The following is a 17,985-nucleotide window of genomic DNA, read 5'->3' on the forward strand; positions in this document are numbered from 1 at the left end:
AGAAACCTGTCGGTGGGTGGGTATAGCTTTCGTGGGGTGAAGGCATGGGGGGATGTGTTCGAGCTCGCGGACCAGGAATTGGTCTCCGAGCTCGCCGATGTGTCTTCCCACGAAAACGCTTTGGCTGCAGCGAGATTGACGCTGCTCGCCGAGATCGACCGGCGTGGCCTGGCGATGAAACTCGGGCACTCCTCCGTCACCCGCTGGTACGCGAGGTCGGTGCGCATCACCGACGGATCCGCGGCGCGTCAGATGGAACTCGGGCAATGGCTCACCCAGTGGCCGAGCGTGCTCGACGCCCTCGCAGGTGGTGAGATCCATGCTGCGCACGCGTCGGCGATCGCCGACGGCTACGCCACCGTGGTGGTCGCCGACCCCACCCTCGACGAGCGGCGCCGCGACGCCGTCGTCGCGGAACTGCTCGAGACCGCGATGCGCGGCACCGCCGGGCAGGTCAGCTCCCGTGCTCAGGCACTCGCGCATTCTGCGGCAGAGGACGCCCGAGCTCGACACGAGCAGGCCGAGAAGAAACGACAAGAGCAGGAACGAGAGCGCGAGCAAGAGCAGGCGGGCCGAGCCGATGCCGGTGGTTCGAATGATGCCGGTGATGCCGGTGGTTCGGGTGGGCCCGAACCTGCTGGGCCCGAGCCTGTTCCGTCGGGGCCGCCGCCGGTACCGATGTCGGAGAACCCGGGCCTGAACCGGTTCGATGTTCACCGGCTGGCCAGTGGCCGCTTCCAGCTCGGTGGCGACGTCGACCGGCTCCTCGCCGAGAAGCTGCTCACCGTGTTGTCGACTTTGACCGCACCGCAACCGGGCCCGGGCGGGGAACGCGACCCACGGAGTCCGTCGAAACGTCGGGCCGATGCACTCGATCGGATTCTCGACCGGCACCTACGCGGTGGCAGCCGCGGGTCGGCGGGTGGGTCGCGGGCGGCGGTGCACCTGATCGTTCCGCTGCGCGACCTGCTCAGCGACAGCGAAAACAAGGAAACTGCCAGCGCACCAACGGGTTCGACAACACACGCTACCGGTGCTGACGGCGGTTACCGCGCCAGCGAGAGTGCTGGTGCCCACGGCAACTCACGAACCAGTAATGCCGACGACGGTCCCGATGGTGGTGCTGACGGCGGTCACCGCGTCAGCGAGAGTGCTGGTATCGACGGCGGTTCACGAACCGAAGACACCGACGCCGGTCCCGATCGAGCCACGGGCCGCGGTCAACGCGCCAGCGAGAGTTCTGGTGCCGGCGACCGTTCATGCACCGGTGACTCTCCCGAGAGTCGTGTCGGTCGCAGCACCGACGGTGGTGTCGCTGCCGGTGGTAGTGATGCGAGGGAGAAGTCCGTTCCCGAGCCTGGCGATGCCGACTGGCCGTTCCACCTCGACTGGACTGGCCCGATCAGTCGCTCCCTCGCCGAACTTCTCACCTGCGACGCAGACCTCACCCCGGTGATCGTCGACCACCACGGCGTCCCGCTCGCGCTCGGGCGCACCACCAGACTCGCCACCGACGACCAACGCATCGCCCTGACCATCCGCGACCGATGCTGCGTCATGTGCGGCCGCCCCGCACAATGGTGCCACGCCCACCACGTGAGGTTTTGGGAACACGGCGGCAGAACCGACCTGAACAACCTCGCGCTGGTCTGCGGCGAATGCCACCGCCTCGTCCACCACGGCCACTGGCAACTGCTCATGGGCGACGACGGACACCCCTACGCCATCCCACCCGAATCCATCGACCCCACACGACAACCCATGCCCAGCTACCACCGACGACAACACCGCGCAGCCTGACCACGCGTCAGCTGCGACCCTCCGACTCGACTATTCGTCTCCGGCCGTCGTCGGCGGGGGTACGAGGCTGCGGTAGTGCGCTGCGATCTCGCCCGGTGTTGTGAACCAGACGCCGTCGCCGTTGTCGGTCATGTGTTGCAGCGCCGCGCGGAACCGTCGAAGTCGATAGGGCTGGCCGGTGAGGAAGGTGTGCAGCGAGATCGCGAGCACCAATGGTTGGCGCTCCGCGTTCTCCTTCGATTCGTCGAAACTGTCGATGATGTTGCGCTCGAACGTCGTTGCAGTCTGGTGATGGTGGACGAACACCGGTAGGTCGTTCACCTCGTGCGGGTACGGGACACTGAGCAACGGCCCGCCGCGGGTCTTCAGCCACACCGGCTGATCGTCGATGGGCCAGTCCAGCGTGTACTCGTAGCCTCGTTCGGCGAGAAGGTCCTCGGTCACGCGGCTGGGGTTGGCACCGGGGCTCATCCAACCCCGAGGCGGGGCACCCTCGTGACGCTCGATCGCGGAGGTGACCTCGTCTATCGAGCGCCGTTCGTCGTCCTCGTTCTGATCGTTGGGCTGTACGGCGTTGGTTCGGCCGTGCGCGACGACCTCGGCATCGAGGGCGCGGAAGGCCTCGATCAGTTGCGGGGCATGCTCGTACACCTCGGTGTTGACGAGCACGGTCGGTCGAATGCCGCTCTGCTGCACCGTCTCTGCGATTCGAAACCCACCGACTCGGTTGCCGTACTCACGCCACCCCCAGTTGTAGGTGTTGGGCTGGTCCATCGCGGGCGTGTATCCGAGGCCGGGTTCGCCGTCGTCGTACGGAAAGTGCTCACAGTTGACGGCCACGTACACCGCGAGGCGCGCACCGCCCGGCCAGTCGAACTGTGGACGATCGCCGATGGGGGAGTAGTCGAAGCGTCCGTGAGATGCGAGGGGCATGGCCGCAGAATTGCCCACGGTCGTTTCCTGCAAACCAACTGCGTCGATGGCGAATTCGGTGGATGGACATCTCGGGCAGTCCGGTTGCCGCCCGTAGTGGTGCACGTGATTCCAGCGCAACGATCGAACCGCGACGGAGTTCGTTGCCCCGGTTCGGCGTCGTCTGGATTGCGGTGGCTACCGATGCTGCTCGGGTTGCCTCGAGAAGGGCGACTCCGTCGGCGGTCAGTGGGAATGCTTTTGTCGGTTGGCGGCAAATCGGGCTTTCTTCTAACGGTTTCCGCAGGTGTTCATGTCGCACCATTTCCGGCTGCGGCTTTGGCTGGTGTCGAAGAACGCCGCTCGGCAAGTCGGCGATGCGCACAGTGCCAGCTTTCCGTCCCGCTCGCCGGAGATGACGTCGATGGCGTCGTCGGCGATGACGCCCAGGGCGTGAAAACACTGCTCTGTAGCGCCAGGACCGGCGGGTGGATGCGTTCAGGCACGGCTGCGCCCGCCGATCTCGACCAACTTAAAGTCAGGCTGGACTGTTTGTTGATTTAGCGCTACTGTGCAAAGTGTGACTACCGACACAGGGCTCGACGGCGCAGCGCCCACCGAGCGCCGGACCCAGGCCGAACGCACCGCGGGCACTCGGGCAAAGCTGCTCGACGCCGCGATCGGCTGCCTGGTCGAGCTGGGCTTCGCCAAGACCAGCACCCAGGAGATCGCCCGGCGTGCCGGTGTCTCCCGTGGTGCACAGCTGCACCACTTCCCGACCAAGGAATCCCTGCTGATCGCGGCCGTCGAGCACCTGGTCGATCGTCGTCTCTCGGAGATCCTCGAAGCCGAACCGGACCCCGAGCGAGGGCCCGAGATCCTCGCCGACGCATTCTCCGGTCCCCTCTTCCACGCCGCGCTCGAGCTGTGGGTGGCGGCCCGTACCGATCCGGCCCTCCACGAGGCGATGATTCCGCTGGAGCGACGCGTCGCCGAGGCCATCCAGGGCGGTGCCCAGATCGTCATGGGTAGTCGGATGTCTCCCGAATCCATCGAGCTCAGTGTCGAACTCGCCCGCGGACTGGCCGTCTCGGCGCTGTTCCGTACTCCCGAAGCCGACGCGCAACTGCGCGGGCGGCTCCTTCCGATCTGGTCCGAAAAGGTGATGGACGCGTGAACGCAACACTTCCCGAACAACTCGACGTGTTGGTGGTCGGAGCCGGTTTCGCGGGCTTGGCCGCGGTGGCCAAGATCCTCGCCGCCGACCCGAGCGCCGACGTGACCGTCATCGAACGCGCGTCCGACGTGGGTGGGACGTGGCGCGACAACACCTACCCCGGGTGTGCATGCGACGTGCCGACCTCGCTGTACTCGTTCTCGTTCGCTCCCAGTCCCAAGTGGAGTCACACCTTCGCGCGGCAACCGGAGTTGTTCGACTACCTGCGTTCGGTGGTGGATCGTCTGGACCTCAACGATCGCATCGTCACGAACTGCGAACTTCGGTCCGCGACCTGGGACGAGGCGACCAAGCGATGGTCGGTGCAGACGTCTCGCGGGTCGGCGAGCGCCAGGGTGTTGGTCGCTGCCACCGGGGCACTGTCCACTCCGAAGATCCCGGACGTCCCGGGCATCGACACGTTCGCCGGCACCGTGTTCCACTCCGCCACCTGGAATCACGAGCACGACCTCACCGGTGAGCGGGTCGCCGTGATCGGCACCGGAGCCTCGGCCGTGCAGTTCGTCCCCGAGATCGTCGACCGCGCCGAACGGCTCACCGTCTTCCAGCGCACTCCCGCATGGGTGATTCCGCGCCTGGACCGCACCATCGGCCGGCTCGAAAGAACAGTGTACGAAAGGATTCCCGCGGCCCATCGCGCGGTGCGCGGTGTCATCTACGGCTACCGCGAGGCCTATGTCACCGTGCTGGCGGACAATCCGTGGATGCTGCCCGCGGTGAAGGTGTTCGCCAAGGCCAACTTGAAGCGGCAGGTCAAGGATCCCGCGACGCGGGCCGCTCTCACCCCCGATTACGCACCCGGGTGCAAAAGGCTTCTGCTGTCCAATGATTGGCTGCGGACGTTGGATCGTCCCGATGTCGATCTCGTGACGTCGGGCCTGGCGTCGGTGACCGAGAACGGCGTCGTCGACGCCTCGGGCCGCAACCACGAGGTGGACACGATCATCTTCGCGACCGGGTTCACCCCCACCGAACCGCCGGTGTCTCATCTGTTGCGCGGCAACGACGGTCGGACGCTGGCGGAGCACTGGGGCGGTAGCCCGCAGGCGCATCTCGGGACCACCGTCGCAGGCTTTCCGAACCTGTTCCTGATGTACGGCCCCAACACCAACCTCGGGCACAGTTCCATCGTCTACATGCTCGAGTCGCAGGCCAATTACGTGGTGTCCGCGCTGAACGAGATGAAGCATCGCATGGTCGCGGCCGTCGAGGTGAACGAAGCCGCTCAGCGCCAACACAATTCGTGGGTCGACTCCGCGCTCGACGGCACCGTCTGGAATGCCGGTGGCTGCTCGAGCTGGTACCTCGACGCCAACGGCCGCAACTCGACGATGTGGCCCACCTACACGTTCAAGTTCCGCAACAAGACGCGCGAGTTCGACGTCGCGAACTATCGGCTCGCGTCCGACACTCTCGAATCCGACCACGAGGTGGTAACAGCATGAGTGACTACGACGTATTGATCATCGGCTCCGGTTTCGGCGGTAGTGTCGCCGCATTGCGCGCAGTCGAGAAGGGCTACCGGGTGGCAGTTCTCGAGTCCGGTCGCCGATTCGAGGACGACGAACTGCCGAAGACCAGCTGGCGTCTACGAAAGTACCTGTGGGCTCCGGCCCTGGGTTGCTATGGGGTGCAACGCATTCACCTGCTGCCCGATGTGCTGGTGATGGCGGGGGCCGGCGTCGGCGGAGGGTCGCTGAACTACGCGAACACGCTGTACCAACCGCCGGCGAAGTTCTTCGAGGATCCGCAGTGGGGTTCGATCACCGACTGGCAGCGCGAGCTGAACCCGTACTACGACCAGGCCCGCCGGATGCTCGGCGTCGAGACCAACCCGACCATCACCGCCTCGGACAAGGTGATGAAGGAGGTGGCGGAGGACATGGGCGTGGGGGACACGTTCACCTCGACCCCGGTGGGCGTCTACTTCGGTGACCGCGGCAAGACTGCACCCGACCCGTTCTTCGGTGGTGCGGGCCCCGAGCGCACCGGGTGCACCGAGTGCGGAGCGTGCATGACCGGCTGCCGCGTCGGCGCGAAGAACACCCTCGTCAAGAACTACCTGTATCTCGCCGAACACGCAGGCGCGCATGTTCTTCCGTTGACCACGGTCGTGGACGTGCGCCCGAACGGCGCAGGCTACGACGTGGTGACGCGACGGACGGGCGGGAAGCTGCGTCGCAAGGAGAAGACGATCACCGCCGATCAGGTGATCTTCTCGGCCGGCACCTACGGCACCCAGAAGCTGATGCTCGCGGCCAAGGAGAAGGGCTCGTTGCCTCGGCTGTCGGAGCGGATCGGCTCGCTCGTGCGCACCAACTCCGAGGCCGTGCTCGCCGCGACCGCCAGGGGCCGCGAGGTCGACTACCACGAGGGTGTGGCGATCACGTCCTCGTTCCATCCCGACGATCACACCCACATCGAGCCGGTGCGATACGGCAAGGGCAGCAACGCCATCGGCCTGTTGCAGACCGTACTCAGCGACGGCGGCGGCAAGATGCCACGCATCCTCAAGACCCTCGGCGTCGCGTTGCGTCATCCCGGCGCTGCGGCGCGCAGCCTGTCGGTCCATCGGTGGTCGGAGCGCACCGTCATCGCACTGGTGATGCAGACCGACGACAACTCGCTCGAGCTCGGATCCAAGAAGGGGCCGTTCGGGCGGCGCCTCACCAGCAGGCCCGGTGCGGGTGATCCACCGCCGCAGTGGATTCCGCAGGGGCACGAGGCCATTCGTCTGCTCGCGGACAAGATCGGCGGCGACCCGGGCGGATCGATCGCCGAGATCGTCAACATTCCGATGACCGCGCACTTCCTCGGTGGCTGCGCGATCGGTGACTCGCCGCAGACCGGGGTGATCGACGGGTACCAGCGGGTCTACGGCTACGAGGGACTGCACGTGCTCGACGGTTCTGCCGTCAGCGCCAACCTCGGCGTCAATCCGTCCCTGACGATCACCGCCCAGGCCGAGCGCGCAATGGCGTTGTGGCCCAACAAGGGTGAAGCCGATCGGCGACCCGCGGTGGGATCGGGGTATCGGGAGATCGCACCCACACAGCCGGTGCACCCGGTGGTGCCGGTGTCGGCCCCGGGTGCCCTGCGGCTCCCGTTGACGGTCGTGGGGAGGGATCGATGATGTGGAGTGTCACCGAATCCGAGACCGAGCGCACCGATTGGCCGGTCAGCCCGGCAGCGCCGTGGCCGGCGAATGTCCGCGCCACGATCTGGTGGCATCGGGCCCGGTCGTCGGAGTTCGCGCCAGCCGGAGCCAAGACGCTGCCGATCACGATGTGCATGATCGTCGACTACACCACCTCGCCGGTCGGCCCGTACCGCGAGATCCTGGCGAGCCCGGCCCTGCGCCGGGACGTCGGACGCGTTCCGCGGATGGCGGTGCCGTTCATCGCCGTGGATTCCGCGACGTCGGTGCACGGCGGCCGGACCAACTGGCACCTGCCCAAGGTGCTGGCCGAATTCGAGGGCGACGTGCTGGGCGAGGCCGGGGCGAGCGGCGACGAATGGTCGGTCCGGACGACGTCCCGCGGCGTCGGACCGCAGTTCCCGATGCTCGGCTCGATCGGTTTCGCGCAGCCGGTGCCCGGCGGATCGGCCGTGGCCGTCGCGAGTCTGAGGGGCAAGGCCAGGGTGGCCCGCGTCGAGGTGGACGCCAAGGGCCCTACGTTGAGTCGCTGGATGCCGTCGGGCACGTATTTCGGGTTGCAGATCGTGTCGGGGTCGATGCGGACCGGTGAAGCGCGCCTGGTCGGATAGCGACGACCCCGCTTTTCTTGACTTAGTCCAGATTAGGGGCATACTGGGGTACATGCAGCTCACCGAACGTGTCGACCCCGCAGCGCAGTTGCGCTCGGTGGGCCTACGCGTCACCGGACCCCGAGTTGCAGTTCTGGATGCGGTCACAGCCCGACCGCATTCGGACGCCGACGACATCGCTGCCGCCGTTCGCGAGAGCGGCGGCTCGGTGTCGACCCAGGCCGTCTACGACGTGCTCAGGGCCTGCGTCGACGTAGGTCTGCTGCGTCGCATCGAACCTGCGGGTTCGGCTGCGCTGTACGAGAGCCGGACGGCGGACAATCATCACCACCTCGTGTGCCGGGAATGCCACGCGGTGGCCGATGTCGACTGCGTTGTCGGAGCAGCGCCGTGTCTCGTACCCGAGGACACGCGCGGATTCGTCGTCGACGAAGCCGAAATCGTCTTCTGGGGTTTGTGCGGCGACTGCACGAGGCATTCCGTCTAGTACTGCGGTCCAGCGTACGGCCGCTCGGTTTCACCGATTTTAAAGAAGCAGCCCCTTCTCGAACCCGATTCAGCCCTTCAGGAGGCTTCGTATGACCAAGCCGATCACCAACAAACCGACTACCAGCAACTCGGGAATCCCCGTGCCCAGCGACGATCAGTCGCTGACCGCCGGAACTCAGGGTCCGATTCTTCTGCACGATCACTACCTCATCGAGAAGATGGCGCAGTTCAACCGTGAGCGGGTCCCGGAGCGCGTCGTGCACGCCAAGGGCGCAGGCGCGTTCGGTGAACTCGAGATCACCGGAGACATCAGCAAGTACACCAAGGCGAAGGCGCTGCAGCCCGGTGCCAAGACCGAGATGCTGGCGCGCTTCTCCACCGTCGCCGGCGAGCAGGGCAGCCCCGACACCTGGCGCGACCCGCGTGGCTTCTCGCTCAAGTTCTACACCGAGGAAGGCAACTGGGACCTGGTCGGCAACAACACCCCGATCTTCTTCGTCAAGGACCCGATCAAGTTCCAGGACTTCATCCGCAGCCAGAAGCGCATGCCCGACTCCGGTCTGCGCGACAACAACATGCAGTGGGACTTCTGGACCCTTTCGCCCGAGTCGGCACACCAGGTGACATGGCTCATGGGTGACCGCGGCATCCCCAAGTCGTTCCGCCACATGGACGGATTCGGCTCGCACACCTACCAGCTCATCGCCGAGGACGGCACGAAGACCTGGGTGAAGTTCCACTTCAAGACCGACCAGGGGATCGACTACCTGACACAGGACAAGGCGGACGAGGTCGCGGGCACATCGCCCGACCATCACCGTCAGGACCTGTTCGGATCCATCAAGAACGGCGACTTCCCCAGCTGGACCCTCAAGGTGCAGCTCATGCCGTACGACGAGGCCGAGAACTACAAGTACAACCCGTTCGACCTCACCAAGGTCTGGTCGCAGAAGGACTACCCGCTGATCGAGGTCGGCAAGATGACCTTGAACCGCAACCCGGAGAACTTCTTCGCGCAGATCGAGCAGAGCTCGTTCGAGCCGTCCAACACCGTGCCCGGCATCGGCTTCAGCCCCGACAAGATGCTGCTCGGACGCGTCTTCTCCTACGCCGACGCGCACCGGTACCGCATCGGAGCGAACTACGCGCAGCTGCCGGTCAACGCCCCGAAGTCCGAGGTCAACTCGTACTCCAAGGACGGCAACATGCGGTACTCGTTCAACTCTCCGGAGACGCCCGTCTACGCGCCGAACTCGTTCGGCGGCCCGTCGGCGGACACGAACAAGTACGGCGACGACGGAGCGTGGGACTTCGAGCCTCGTTTCGTGCGTACCGGGTACATCGAGCACCCCGAAGACGGCGACTTCGTGCAGGCCGGAGCCTTGGTCCGCGAGGTCATGGACGACGCGCAGCGTGAGCGTCTCGTCGGAAACATCGTCGGACACGTCCTCAACGGCGTGAGCGAGCCCGTTCTGAGCCGGGTGTTCGAGTACTGGACCAATGTCGATGCCGACCTCGGCAAGAAGGTCGAGGAAGGCGTTCGGTCGCAGCAGAACGAGACCGCACCGACCACCGGTGCAGGCGCAGTCGACGATCCTGCCGACGAGGCCGCCAAGGTCTGATCCGACCGGTTCTGGGATCGGCGTCACAGCGACGGTGGCGCCGATCCGGAACAATGTACGTCGACCTGCCGTTGTGCAGTACAGACGAAAGCACAATAATGGCGTGCGATGCACACCGTCGTCCAACGGCAGGGAGGCCACATCATGACGAACCCCATCACCAGTACTCTCGACGCGGGTCAGCAGAAGATCGCCGGCGACGCACTCCAGGGAACCGTGGTCGATCTCATCGACCTCTCGCTGATCGCGAAGCAGGCGCACTGGAACGTGATCGGTAAGAACTTCCGGTCGGTGCACCTCGAACTCGACGAGTTGGTCACGGCCGCACGTGAATTCACCGATCAGGCCGCCGAGCGCGCCACCGCCATCGGGGTCAGCCCCGACGGCCGTGCAGCCACCGTCTCCTCGACGGCGGGCACCAAGGGCTTCGGTGCCGGGTGGACTCAGGACAGCGAGGTCGTCCCCGCGGTCGTCGACAACATCGCCGCGGTCGTCGAGCGTCTTCGCGGACGCATCGCCGACACCGGCGAAGCCGATCCGGTGACCCAGGACCTGCTCATCGGCATCACAGCTCGGCTCGAGCAGCTGCACTGGATGTGGCAGGCCCAGGCCAGCTGACGTTTCTTCTTCACGACAGGCCCCTCGCGTACTGCGGGGGGCCTGTTGCTTTCGTCCGACGATTGTTTGCCCGCACCACCCCCGGGTATCCGACGCTCATGCCTGTCCCCACACCGACTGTCGGTGCAGTTCTGCTCGACATCGACGGCACCCTCGTCGATTCCAACTACGTACACGTCGACGCCTGGTCGCGTGCGTTTCGTGAGGCGGGCCACGAAGTGCCGTCGTGGCGTGTTCATCGAAGCATCGGCATGGACGGGTCGAAGTTGCTGGAGACACTCGTCGGCTCGTCCGACAGTGCACTGGCGCAGGAAGCGAAGAAGCTGCACGGCGAGTACTACGCCGAGGCCTCGTCCGATCTCGAAGTGCTACCGGGTGCTCGGGAACTGTTGGCGCACTTGAGTACCCGTGGAGTGACCGTCGTGCTCGCAACATCGGCTCCCGAGAGCGAACTGTCGACGTTGCGAGATCTGTTGGACGTCGAGGATTCGGTTGCTGTCGTCACGTCCGGTGAGGACGCAGAGGTCGCCAAGCCGGAGCCCGACATCATCGCGGTGGCTCTGGAACGGGCAGGCGTCGAGGCTGTCGACGCGGTGATGGTCGGCGACAGTGTGTGGGACATCGAGTCGGCCGGGCGCGCGGGCGTACGCGCCATCGGCGTGTTGAGCGGCGGAATCTCGCGCAGCGAATTGCTCGACGCGGGCGCGGCAGCGGTGTTCGACGACCCGGCCGATCTGCTCGAGCACGTCGAGAGCAGCCCGATCTTCGCTGGAAAGGCACGTGCTTGAACGACTTCCGAAAGCCGTACCCCCGGGTGGACGGTTATGTCGCCATCGAAAGTTACGGAGCCATCGGCGACGGCCGAACCGTGGCTATGATCGCCGACGACGGCCGCATCGACTGGTTTCCGGTGCCCAACCTCGACTCGCCGCCGCCGTTCGCAGCCTTGCTCGACGCGCCACACGGCGGCTACATCGAACTGACGCCCGTGGAAGAGTTCACCGTCCAACGCGAATTCGTCCCAGGGACAAACGTTCTGAGTACCACGTTCCGCACCGACTCCGGTTCCGTGCGCATCACCGACTCGTTGAACACCGGGGTCGCCGGCCGGCTCCCGTGGGTGGAGTTGGCCCGTCGCGTCGAGGGTCTCGGCGGCACCGTCGAGCTGAGGTGGTCCGTCGCGCCGGGCACCATGCTCGGCATCGCGTCGCCGTGGGCGTACGACACCGAGCACGGCACCGTCCTGCGGGTCGACGGATTGACCTTGGCGGTGCGGACTCTGGGCATCGAGAACGTGCGCGTGGCCGACCGCGACATCGGTGGGGTCGTCTGCACGCAACCGGGTTCTCGGCATGTGCTGGGTGTGGTGGGCACGGAGAACGAGCCGCTGCCGTTGCCCGATCCGCAGCATCTCGACGAGGGGATCGATCGGACCATCGACAACTGGCGCGTGTGGTCCGACGAGTTCTCGTACGAGGGTCCGTGGGCAAAGCATGTGGCTCGCAGCGCGCTGGCCCTGAAACTGTTGCTGCACAGTCCGTCCGGTGCCATCGCCGCCGCCGCGACAACCTCGCTACCCGAGAACCGGACCGGTGGCAAGAACTGGGACTACCGCTACGCCTGGGTTCGCGACGCCGCGTACACCATTCGCGCTCTGCAACGGTTCGGTCTCCGTGAGGAGATCCACGCCGCGGTGGCGTGGCTGCTGAGGGTCATCCGTGTCAACGATCCGTTGGTCAACGTGTTCTACACCCTCGGCGGTGAATTGCCCGGTGGCACCGAACAACCCGACGTTCCCGGTTGGCGGAGCATCGGGCCGGTGGTCAACGGAAACGCCGCGGCGGACCAGCTGCAGTTGATGATCTTCGGTGACCTGTTCTCGATCATCCGGCAGTACGTCGACGCAGGAAACATCCTCGATGCGCAGACCGGTCGGCTGCTCGCGACCATCGCGGACGAGGCGTGCGATTCGTGGCAGCGCAAGGACGCCGGGATCTGGGAGCTCGAGGACGAGCAGCACTACACCAGTTCCAAACTGGGCTGTTGGCAAGCGCTGGACTGCGCGGTGCACCTGGCCGAAGCAGGGGAGATCCCGGGCATACCCGATCGGTGGAAGGCGGAGAGAGAACGCATCCGCCACTACGTCGAATCCGAATGCTGGTCGGACGAGCGCCAGGCCTATCTTGCGTACCCGGGTGCGGACGGCCTCGACGCGTCGGTGCTGCTGGCAGCCGAGATGGATTTCGATCGTGGAGAACGTCTTTCGTCCACCATCGATGCTCTCGTCGAAGAACTCGGTGCCGGACCGCTGATGTATCGATACAGCGGGGTGTCCGAGGAAGAAGTGACCTTCGTGGCCTGCGCCTTCTGGCGGGTGTCGGCGCTCTCCTGCGTCGGTCGAGACGACGAAGCCACAGCCCTGATGGACCAGCTGGTCGAGCTCTCGAACGACGTGGGGTTGTACAGCGAAATGATCGATGCTTCGGATGGATCGTTTCTGGGTAACTTCCCGCAGGGCTTGAGCCACCTGGCCCTGGTGAATGCGGCGCTGACCATCGCGCGCTCGCATGACGCCACAGCCTGACATCAACCTCTAGCGCAAAGTGGGATCGTATGGATCTGGGAATCGACGGTAGAACAGCGCTGGTGACCGGGGCCGACTCCGGCATCGGTTGGCACACGGCGAAAATGCTGTTGGCCGAGGGCGTTCGGGTCGTCATCAGCGACAAGGATCAGGACTCGCTCGACGCCGCCGCGGCCGAACTCGCAGCAGCGGAGGGCCGGTTGTTCGCGTTCGCTGCGGACGTGACCGACACCGAGGCCGTCGAGAAATTGGCAGTACAGACGCAGAAGGCAGTGGGCGACATCGACATTCTCGTTCAGTCCTCGGGCGTGACCGGAGCGCAGGGACTGTTCCACGAGATCGATGAGGAAGGGTGGCGGTCCACCCTCGACATCGACCTGATGGGCCCGGTCCGCCTGCTGCGGGCATTTCTGCCTGCGCTACGCCGCGGCGGTTGGGGACGCATCGTGCTGTTGACATCGGAGGATGCCGTGCAGCCCTACGACGACGAATTACCTTATTGCTCGGCCAAAGCCGGGGTTCTGGCCCTGGCCAAGGGCCTCTCGCGCAGCTACGCGTCGGAGGGACTACTGGTCAACGCCGTCTCTCCCGCGTTCATCCACACCCCGATGACCGACGCGATGATGGACAAACGCGCCGAGGAGAAGGGCACCGACCGCGACGGTGCCGTCGAGAGCTTCCTCGACGAGGAGCGTCCGTACATGGAACTCGGACGTCGAGGCGAGCCCGAGGAAGTCGCCTCGGTGATCACCTTCCTGTGCTCGGACCGCGCCAGCTTCGTCAACGGATCGAACTACCGAGTCGACGCCGGCTCCGTCGCAACTATCTAGGAGACACATATGACCAATTTCGGATACACCTTGATGACCGAGCAGAGCGGCCCGAAAGAGTTGGTGCAGTACGCCGTCGGTGCCGAGAAAGTCGGCTTCGACTTCGAGGTCAGCAGCGATCACTACTCACCGTGGCTCTCGTCCATGGGCCACTCGCCGTACGCCTGGACGACTCTGGGCGCGGTGGCTCAGGCCACCGAACGCGTCGAGCTGATGACGTACGTGACGTGCCCGATCATCCGGTACCACCCCGCCGTCGTCGCGCAGAAGGCTGCGACGTTGCAGATCCTGGCCGACGGACGCTTCACCCTCGGGCTCGGCAGTGGTGAGAACCTGAACGAGCACGTCGTCGGCGAGGGATGGCCGTCCATCGACAAGCGCCAGGACATGTTCGTCGAGGCGCTCGAGATCATCCGCGCATTGCACGCCGGTGGCTTGGTCACGTACGAGGGCAAGCACTTTCGCGTCGACTCCGCCCGGATCTGGGACCTGCCCGAGGGTGGCGTGCCGATCGGTATCGCCGCCGGTGGTGAGAAGGCGGTGGCGCGGTTCGCGGAGTACGGCGATCACCTCATCGCCACCGAGCCGGATGCCGATCTCGTCAAGGCGTGGTCCGACAACCACGAGGGACCGGCGCGGTCCATCGGCCAGATCCCCATTTCCTGGGACCCGGACAAGGACGCTGCCATCGATCGCGCACACGATCGATTCCGCTGGTTCGCCGGTGGCTGGGCCGTGAACGCCGATCTTCCGACGACGGCGGGATTCGCCGGAGCCACCAAGTTCGTGCGGAAAGAGGATGTGGCCGACACGATTCCGTGCGGACCGGACCTGGACGCGATCGTCGAGGCCGTGAAGCCGTACTGGGAGGCCGGTTACACCGACATCGCCCTCGTGCAGGTGGGCGACGAAACCCAAGAACGGTTCCTCGCCGAGGCAGCAGGCCCACTGTTGGAGAAGCTGCGCGCTGCATCCAGCTGAGCACAAGCGACGAGACCCCGATCGAGACCGTCGATCGGGGTCTCGCGCTGTCACCGAACCTGAATGTCTCTGCGGTCGAGTGCCCTGCCGGTCACTGCGACGACTACGACAGTGAGTAGTGCCGTGGCCGTCAGCACCGACAGTGCGGAGCCGGTCGTGAGCGAACCGGAGTCACCGAAAGTTCCGGAGGCCAGTTGGGTTGCGCGAGTTGCCAGGGCATAGGGCAACACGAAGATTGCCTCGGTCACCTCGGCGGTGAGGAGGAACACCGATGTACCGGCCCCGACGAGAGCGATGGCAATCGGCACCGCGAACGACCTGATCGCCATCGACAGACCGGATTGCAGAGCCGCCACCGGAAGCGAGCCCACCACGACGAGTGCACTGGTCGCGAAGAGCTCGGAAGGAAGCATGCCGTCGAGCGAGAAGACGACCTTGCCGACAACGACGACCGCTGCCAGCATGACGACGTTCATGGCCGCAGTCAGTGTTGCCACCACCGCCGTCTTGGCGATCACGATGCGTAATGACGGCACCGGCCCACTCATCAGGGCATTCCAGTTCCCTCCTCGGTGTTCGGATTTCCACGCCAGCGAGGCCAGTACGGAAACGCCGAGTGCGAGTGGGAACAGTCCGTAGAACACGACTGTGCGCAACCACAACGTGCGCCATCCCTCTGCCAACTCTGCGCCCGACGCGATCGTGTTGAACGTTCCGACCCCCGCGATGATCAGAGGGAGGAGAACGACGACAGCCCATGCCTGCGAGCGCCTGAGCTTGATCATCTCTGCTGAAAACGCATTCATGCTCGTACCTCCTGTCGATCGAGTCGAACGGTCATGAGCCAGAACAACACTGCCCCGACAACTCCGAGAGCGACGATGCTGACGTAGGACGGGTTCAGTGTCACCACCTGCTCGCCTCGGTAGTCGGCGGCGGACGCCGAGGAGTAGTACCCCCACGGCGTCAGGTGCGCTGCCCAGGAGGGGAATCCGGAGGCGCAGATCGCGATGACGGTACCCACGATGCCGATTCCCAGCGCGACCAGTTGGTTGTCCACTCGCGCTGAGACCAGCAGGTGGAGTGCAAGTATTACGATGTTCACCGTCACCGCCGCCGCCGTGTAGCTCAACCACAGACCGGCAGGCAACGGTTGGGTCACCCCGATGGCGGTCCCCAGAAATACACCTGTAGCGCTGGCCGCCACCGTCGCGCCACCGACGACGAGGCCCGTCGAGACGAGCTTCGCCCGCACGAGGGCTCCGCGGTCGGCTCCAGTGGTCTGGTTCAGTAACCAGCCGTTGGACTGGTGCTCGACTTCCACTGTGCGGCTTGCCATCACTGCGATCAGCAGTGGCGACGCGATGGGGACGGCAAGGGACAGCCCGGCCAGTGGCAGTGCCCAGGAGACCGCGGTCGAATCGTTCGACGTCGCCGCGGTGAGAGCGCCGACGAAGGTCAACCCTACGATCGCGGCGACCAACAATGCGGCGATCGCGCCGATGTGCAGGTGCCTGAGTTTGGCGAATTCGTTGCGTACGGTCGTCACAATCGGCCGCCCTTCGTCAGGTTCATGAATACGTCCTCGAGCGACTGATCGTCGCGTCGAACGCCGTAGACGCCTGCGTTCGCGCCGACGAGCTCCGCCACCACCTGTGCGATACCACGATCGTCGATGCCGGAGAGCCTCAATGTATGGTCGTCGACCTGCACCGGGATCTTCTGTTGCAGAAACGAACTCGCGCGGCTGGGATCGATCGCGTCGATGAGCACGTCCGGAGTGGAGGCGGCGAACAGCTCGTCGCGGGTGCCTTGGAAAATCAGGCGGCCCTGGCTCAGGATTCCGAGCATGTTCGCCGTCTTGTCGATCTCGCCGAGCAGATGGCTCGAGACCATCACTGTCACACCGTGTTCGGCGAGATGACGGAGCAACCCTCGGATCTCTTCGATGCCTGCCGGGTCCAAGCCGTTGGTGGGCTCGTCCAGGATCAGAAGTCGTGGTTCGCGCGCGAGTGCCATCGCAATGCCCAGGCGCTGTTTCATTCCCAGCGAGTAGTTCTTCACCTTCTTGTCGAGGTGTTCCTGCAGACGGACGGTGGCTACTGCCCGCTCGATCTGTTCGGCGCGCAATCCGAGAGAGCGCTGCACGATACGAAGGTTCTCCGCACCCGTGAGATGTCCGTATCCCGGCGGAGCTTCGATCAGTGATCCGATGTGCGAGAGCACTTCGCGGCGGGTGCCGTGATTCATCGGCCTACCCAGGATCTCCACCTCACCCGAGGTCGGTCGAATCAGGGACAGCAGCATTTTCATGGTCGTCGATTTGCCCGATCCGTTGGGACCGAGAAAGCCGTAGACGCAGCCCTCAGGAATGCGAAGGTTCACGTCGTCGACGACGGTATGCGTGTCGTAGCGCTTGCCGAGGCTGTGAGTTCTGACGATGTCCATGCCTCGACTCTGGCGCGTCGATCATGGAGAGTCGTCGCACCGGAGTATCGACATGGTCATACTCGAGGATGATGCCGAGCGCACCCCTACGGAGCCAGGCGCGAGAGGTTCTTCGAGATGCTCGACGTCAGTGCCTTACCGACGATCGCGGCGAGCCCGGGGACGGGCGCGTCGAAACCGATCGTGTAATCGAGTTCGGTGCCGCCGTCGGCGGTGGGGGTGAACTTCTGCACGCCCCAGTGGCCGCGTAGCGGGCCGCCTTTGGTGATGCGGTACTCGATCAGCGAGTTCGGCTCGGAGGTGACCGTCGTTTCCTCGAACGCCGGTAGCGGGCCGAGCTTCAGGCTGCGGGTGGAGCCGACTCCATTGCGCGAGGTGTCACCGTCCCGAACGCGGCCGATCTTGGCCATGAAGAGCGGCCCGAGGTTCTCGTGTTCGGACAGTGCCGCGAACACGACCTCGGGCGGAGAGACGAAACGGTGCTTGACGTGTACGCGGGTGGGTGTCGGCATGTCGAGAAGTCCGTTCGCTGGCTCCGGCAAGGTGGACTCACAGTACGTGAGCACCGCACAACTGAAAATGGACCCGCTCGAGTGAATCGAGCGAGTCCATCTGTGTCGGGGTGGCGGGATTCGAACCCACGACCTCTTCGTCCCGAACGAAGCGCGCTACCAAGCTGCGCCACACCCCGTGTAC

17 protein-coding genes, 1 tRNA gene and 1 pseudogene are annotated in these 17,985 nt (G+C 65.2%); 12 read left to right on the forward strand and 7 right to left on the reverse strand.

Annotated features, from left to right (window positions below; translation table 11 throughout):
- Positions 1 to 36: 36 nt before the first annotated feature.
- A complete protein-coding gene (locus CH276_RS29120; protein ID WP_254925926.1) occupies positions 37 to 1,800 on the forward strand; it encodes an HNH endonuclease signature motif containing protein in 1,764 nt (587 codons plus the stop codon).
- 30 nt (positions 1,801 to 1,830) lie between these two features.
- Here CH276_RS29120 and CH276_RS25005 read toward each other — a convergent pair whose 3' ends face one another.
- Entirely contained in the window at positions 1,831 to 2,733 is a 903-nt protein-coding gene (locus CH276_RS25005) for a polysaccharide deacetylase family protein (RefSeq protein ID WP_094628520.1), read from the reverse strand.
- A 270-nt stretch (positions 2,734 to 3,003) separates the two neighbouring features.
- Positions 3,004 to 3,165: pseudogene (locus CH276_RS25010) on the reverse strand (CGNR zinc finger domain-containing protein); the annotation flags it as partial.
- Between the two features lie 118 nt (positions 3,166 to 3,283).
- On the opposite strand from CH276_RS25010, the gene CH276_RS25015 reads away from it, so the two are divergent.
- The 11 genes from CH276_RS25015 to CH276_RS25065 all read left to right on the forward strand — a co-directional run bounded on the left by CH276_RS25015 (position 3,284) and on the right by CH276_RS25065 (position 14,841).
- Positions 3,284 to 3,889 (forward strand): TetR/AcrR family transcriptional regulator, encoded by a 606-nt coding sequence (locus CH276_RS25015; protein WP_441344198.1) that lies wholly within the window; start codon positions 3,284 to 3,286, stop codon positions 3,887 to 3,889.
- Positions 3,886 to 5,394 carry a flavin-containing monooxygenase gene (locus tag CH276_RS25020; RefSeq protein ID WP_094628488.1) on the forward strand — a complete coding sequence of 503 codons (1,509 nt, stop codon included), beginning with the start codon at positions 3,886 to 3,888 and terminating at the stop codon, positions 5,392 to 5,394. The genes CH276_RS25015 and CH276_RS25020 overlap by 4 nt, the downstream gene beginning before the upstream one ends.
- Positions 5,391 to 7,082, forward strand: coding sequence for a GMC oxidoreductase (locus CH276_RS25025; RefSeq protein ID WP_045198384.1), 1,692 nt, complete (start codon positions 5,391 to 5,393; stop codon positions 7,080 to 7,082). Before CH276_RS25020 ends, CH276_RS25025 begins: the two co-directional genes overlap by 4 nt.
- Positions 7,082 to 7,717 (forward strand): acetoacetate decarboxylase family protein, encoded by a 636-nt coding sequence (locus CH276_RS25030; protein ID WP_094628490.1) that lies wholly within the window; start codon positions 7,082 to 7,084, stop codon positions 7,715 to 7,717. Before CH276_RS25025 ends, CH276_RS25030 begins: the two co-directional genes overlap by 1 nt.
- A 52-nt stretch (positions 7,718 to 7,769) precedes the next feature.
- Positions 7,770 to 8,204, forward strand: a complete 435-nt coding sequence (locus tag CH276_RS25035; RefSeq protein ID WP_094628492.1) for a Fur family transcriptional regulator — start codon at positions 7,770 to 7,772, stop codon at positions 8,202 to 8,204.
- A gap of 91 nt (positions 8,205 to 8,295) precedes the next feature.
- Positions 8,296 to 9,828 carry a catalase gene (locus CH276_RS25040; protein ID WP_176459424.1) on the forward strand — a complete coding sequence of 511 codons (1,533 nt, stop codon included), beginning with the start codon at positions 8,296 to 8,298 and terminating at the stop codon, positions 9,826 to 9,828.
- A 144-nt stretch (positions 9,829 to 9,972) separates the two neighbouring features.
- Positions 9,973 to 10,446 carry a Dps family protein gene (locus tag CH276_RS25045; protein WP_032380678.1) on the forward strand — a complete coding sequence of 158 codons (474 nt, stop codon included), beginning with the start codon at positions 9,973 to 9,975 and terminating at the stop codon, positions 10,444 to 10,446.
- 98 nt (positions 10,447 to 10,544) lie between these two features.
- On the forward strand, positions 10,545 to 11,234 hold the full coding sequence (locus tag CH276_RS25050) for an HAD family hydrolase (protein WP_094628494.1): 690 nt from the start codon (positions 10,545 to 10,547) through the stop codon (positions 11,232 to 11,234).
- The gene (locus CH276_RS25055) at positions 11,231 to 13,030 is read left to right on the forward strand and encodes a glycoside hydrolase family 15 protein (RefSeq protein WP_176459425.1); all 1,800 of its coding nucleotides are present in this window, start codon (positions 11,231 to 11,233) and stop codon (positions 13,028 to 13,030) included. The genes CH276_RS25050 and CH276_RS25055 overlap by 4 nt, the downstream gene beginning before the upstream one ends.
- Positions 13,031 to 13,059: 29 nt before the next feature.
- On the forward strand, positions 13,060 to 13,860 hold the full coding sequence (locus tag CH276_RS25060; protein ID WP_032395275.1) for an SDR family NAD(P)-dependent oxidoreductase: 801 nt from the start codon (positions 13,060 to 13,062) through the stop codon (positions 13,858 to 13,860).
- Positions 13,861 to 13,869: 9 nt separating this feature from the next.
- Positions 13,870 to 14,841, forward strand: coding sequence for an LLM class F420-dependent oxidoreductase (locus CH276_RS25065; protein WP_094628496.1), 972 nt, complete (start codon positions 13,870 to 13,872; stop codon positions 14,839 to 14,841).
- Positions 14,842 to 14,891: 50 nt separating this feature from the next.
- On the opposite strand, the gene CH276_RS25070 is transcribed toward CH276_RS25065, so the two are convergent.
- From CH276_RS25070 to CH276_RS25090, 5 genes are all read right to left on the reverse strand, one after another.
- Complete coding sequence (locus CH276_RS25070; RefSeq protein WP_094628498.1) at positions 14,892 to 15,647, reverse strand: ABC transporter permease; 756 nt, start codon at positions 15,645 to 15,647, stop codon at positions 14,892 to 14,894.
- Positions 15,644 to 16,390 (reverse strand): ABC transporter permease, encoded by a 747-nt coding sequence (locus tag CH276_RS25075; RefSeq protein WP_094628500.1) that lies wholly within the window; start codon positions 16,388 to 16,390, stop codon positions 15,644 to 15,646. The genes CH276_RS25070 and CH276_RS25075 overlap by 4 nt, the downstream gene beginning before the upstream one ends.
- On the reverse strand, positions 16,387 to 17,289 hold the full coding sequence (locus CH276_RS25080) for an ABC transporter ATP-binding protein (RefSeq protein WP_094628502.1): 903 nt from the start codon (positions 17,287 to 17,289) through the stop codon (positions 16,387 to 16,389). Before CH276_RS25080 ends, CH276_RS25075 begins: the two co-directional genes overlap by 4 nt.
- A gap of 86 nt (positions 17,290 to 17,375) precedes the next feature.
- On the reverse strand, positions 17,376 to 17,801 hold the full coding sequence (locus tag CH276_RS25085) for an SRPBCC family protein (RefSeq protein ID WP_045200851.1): 426 nt from the start codon (positions 17,799 to 17,801) through the stop codon (positions 17,376 to 17,378).
- 105 nt (positions 17,802 to 17,906) lie between these two features.
- Positions 17,907 to 17,980, reverse strand: a tRNA-Pro gene (locus tag CH276_RS25090).
- Between the last annotated feature and the right edge of the window lie 5 nt (positions 17,981 to 17,985).

The sequence above is a fragment of the Rhodococcus sp. 06-470-2 genome, assembly GCF_002258235.1.
Taxonomy (GTDB): domain Bacteria; phylum Actinomycetota; class Actinomycetes; order Mycobacteriales; family Mycobacteriaceae; genus Rhodococcoides.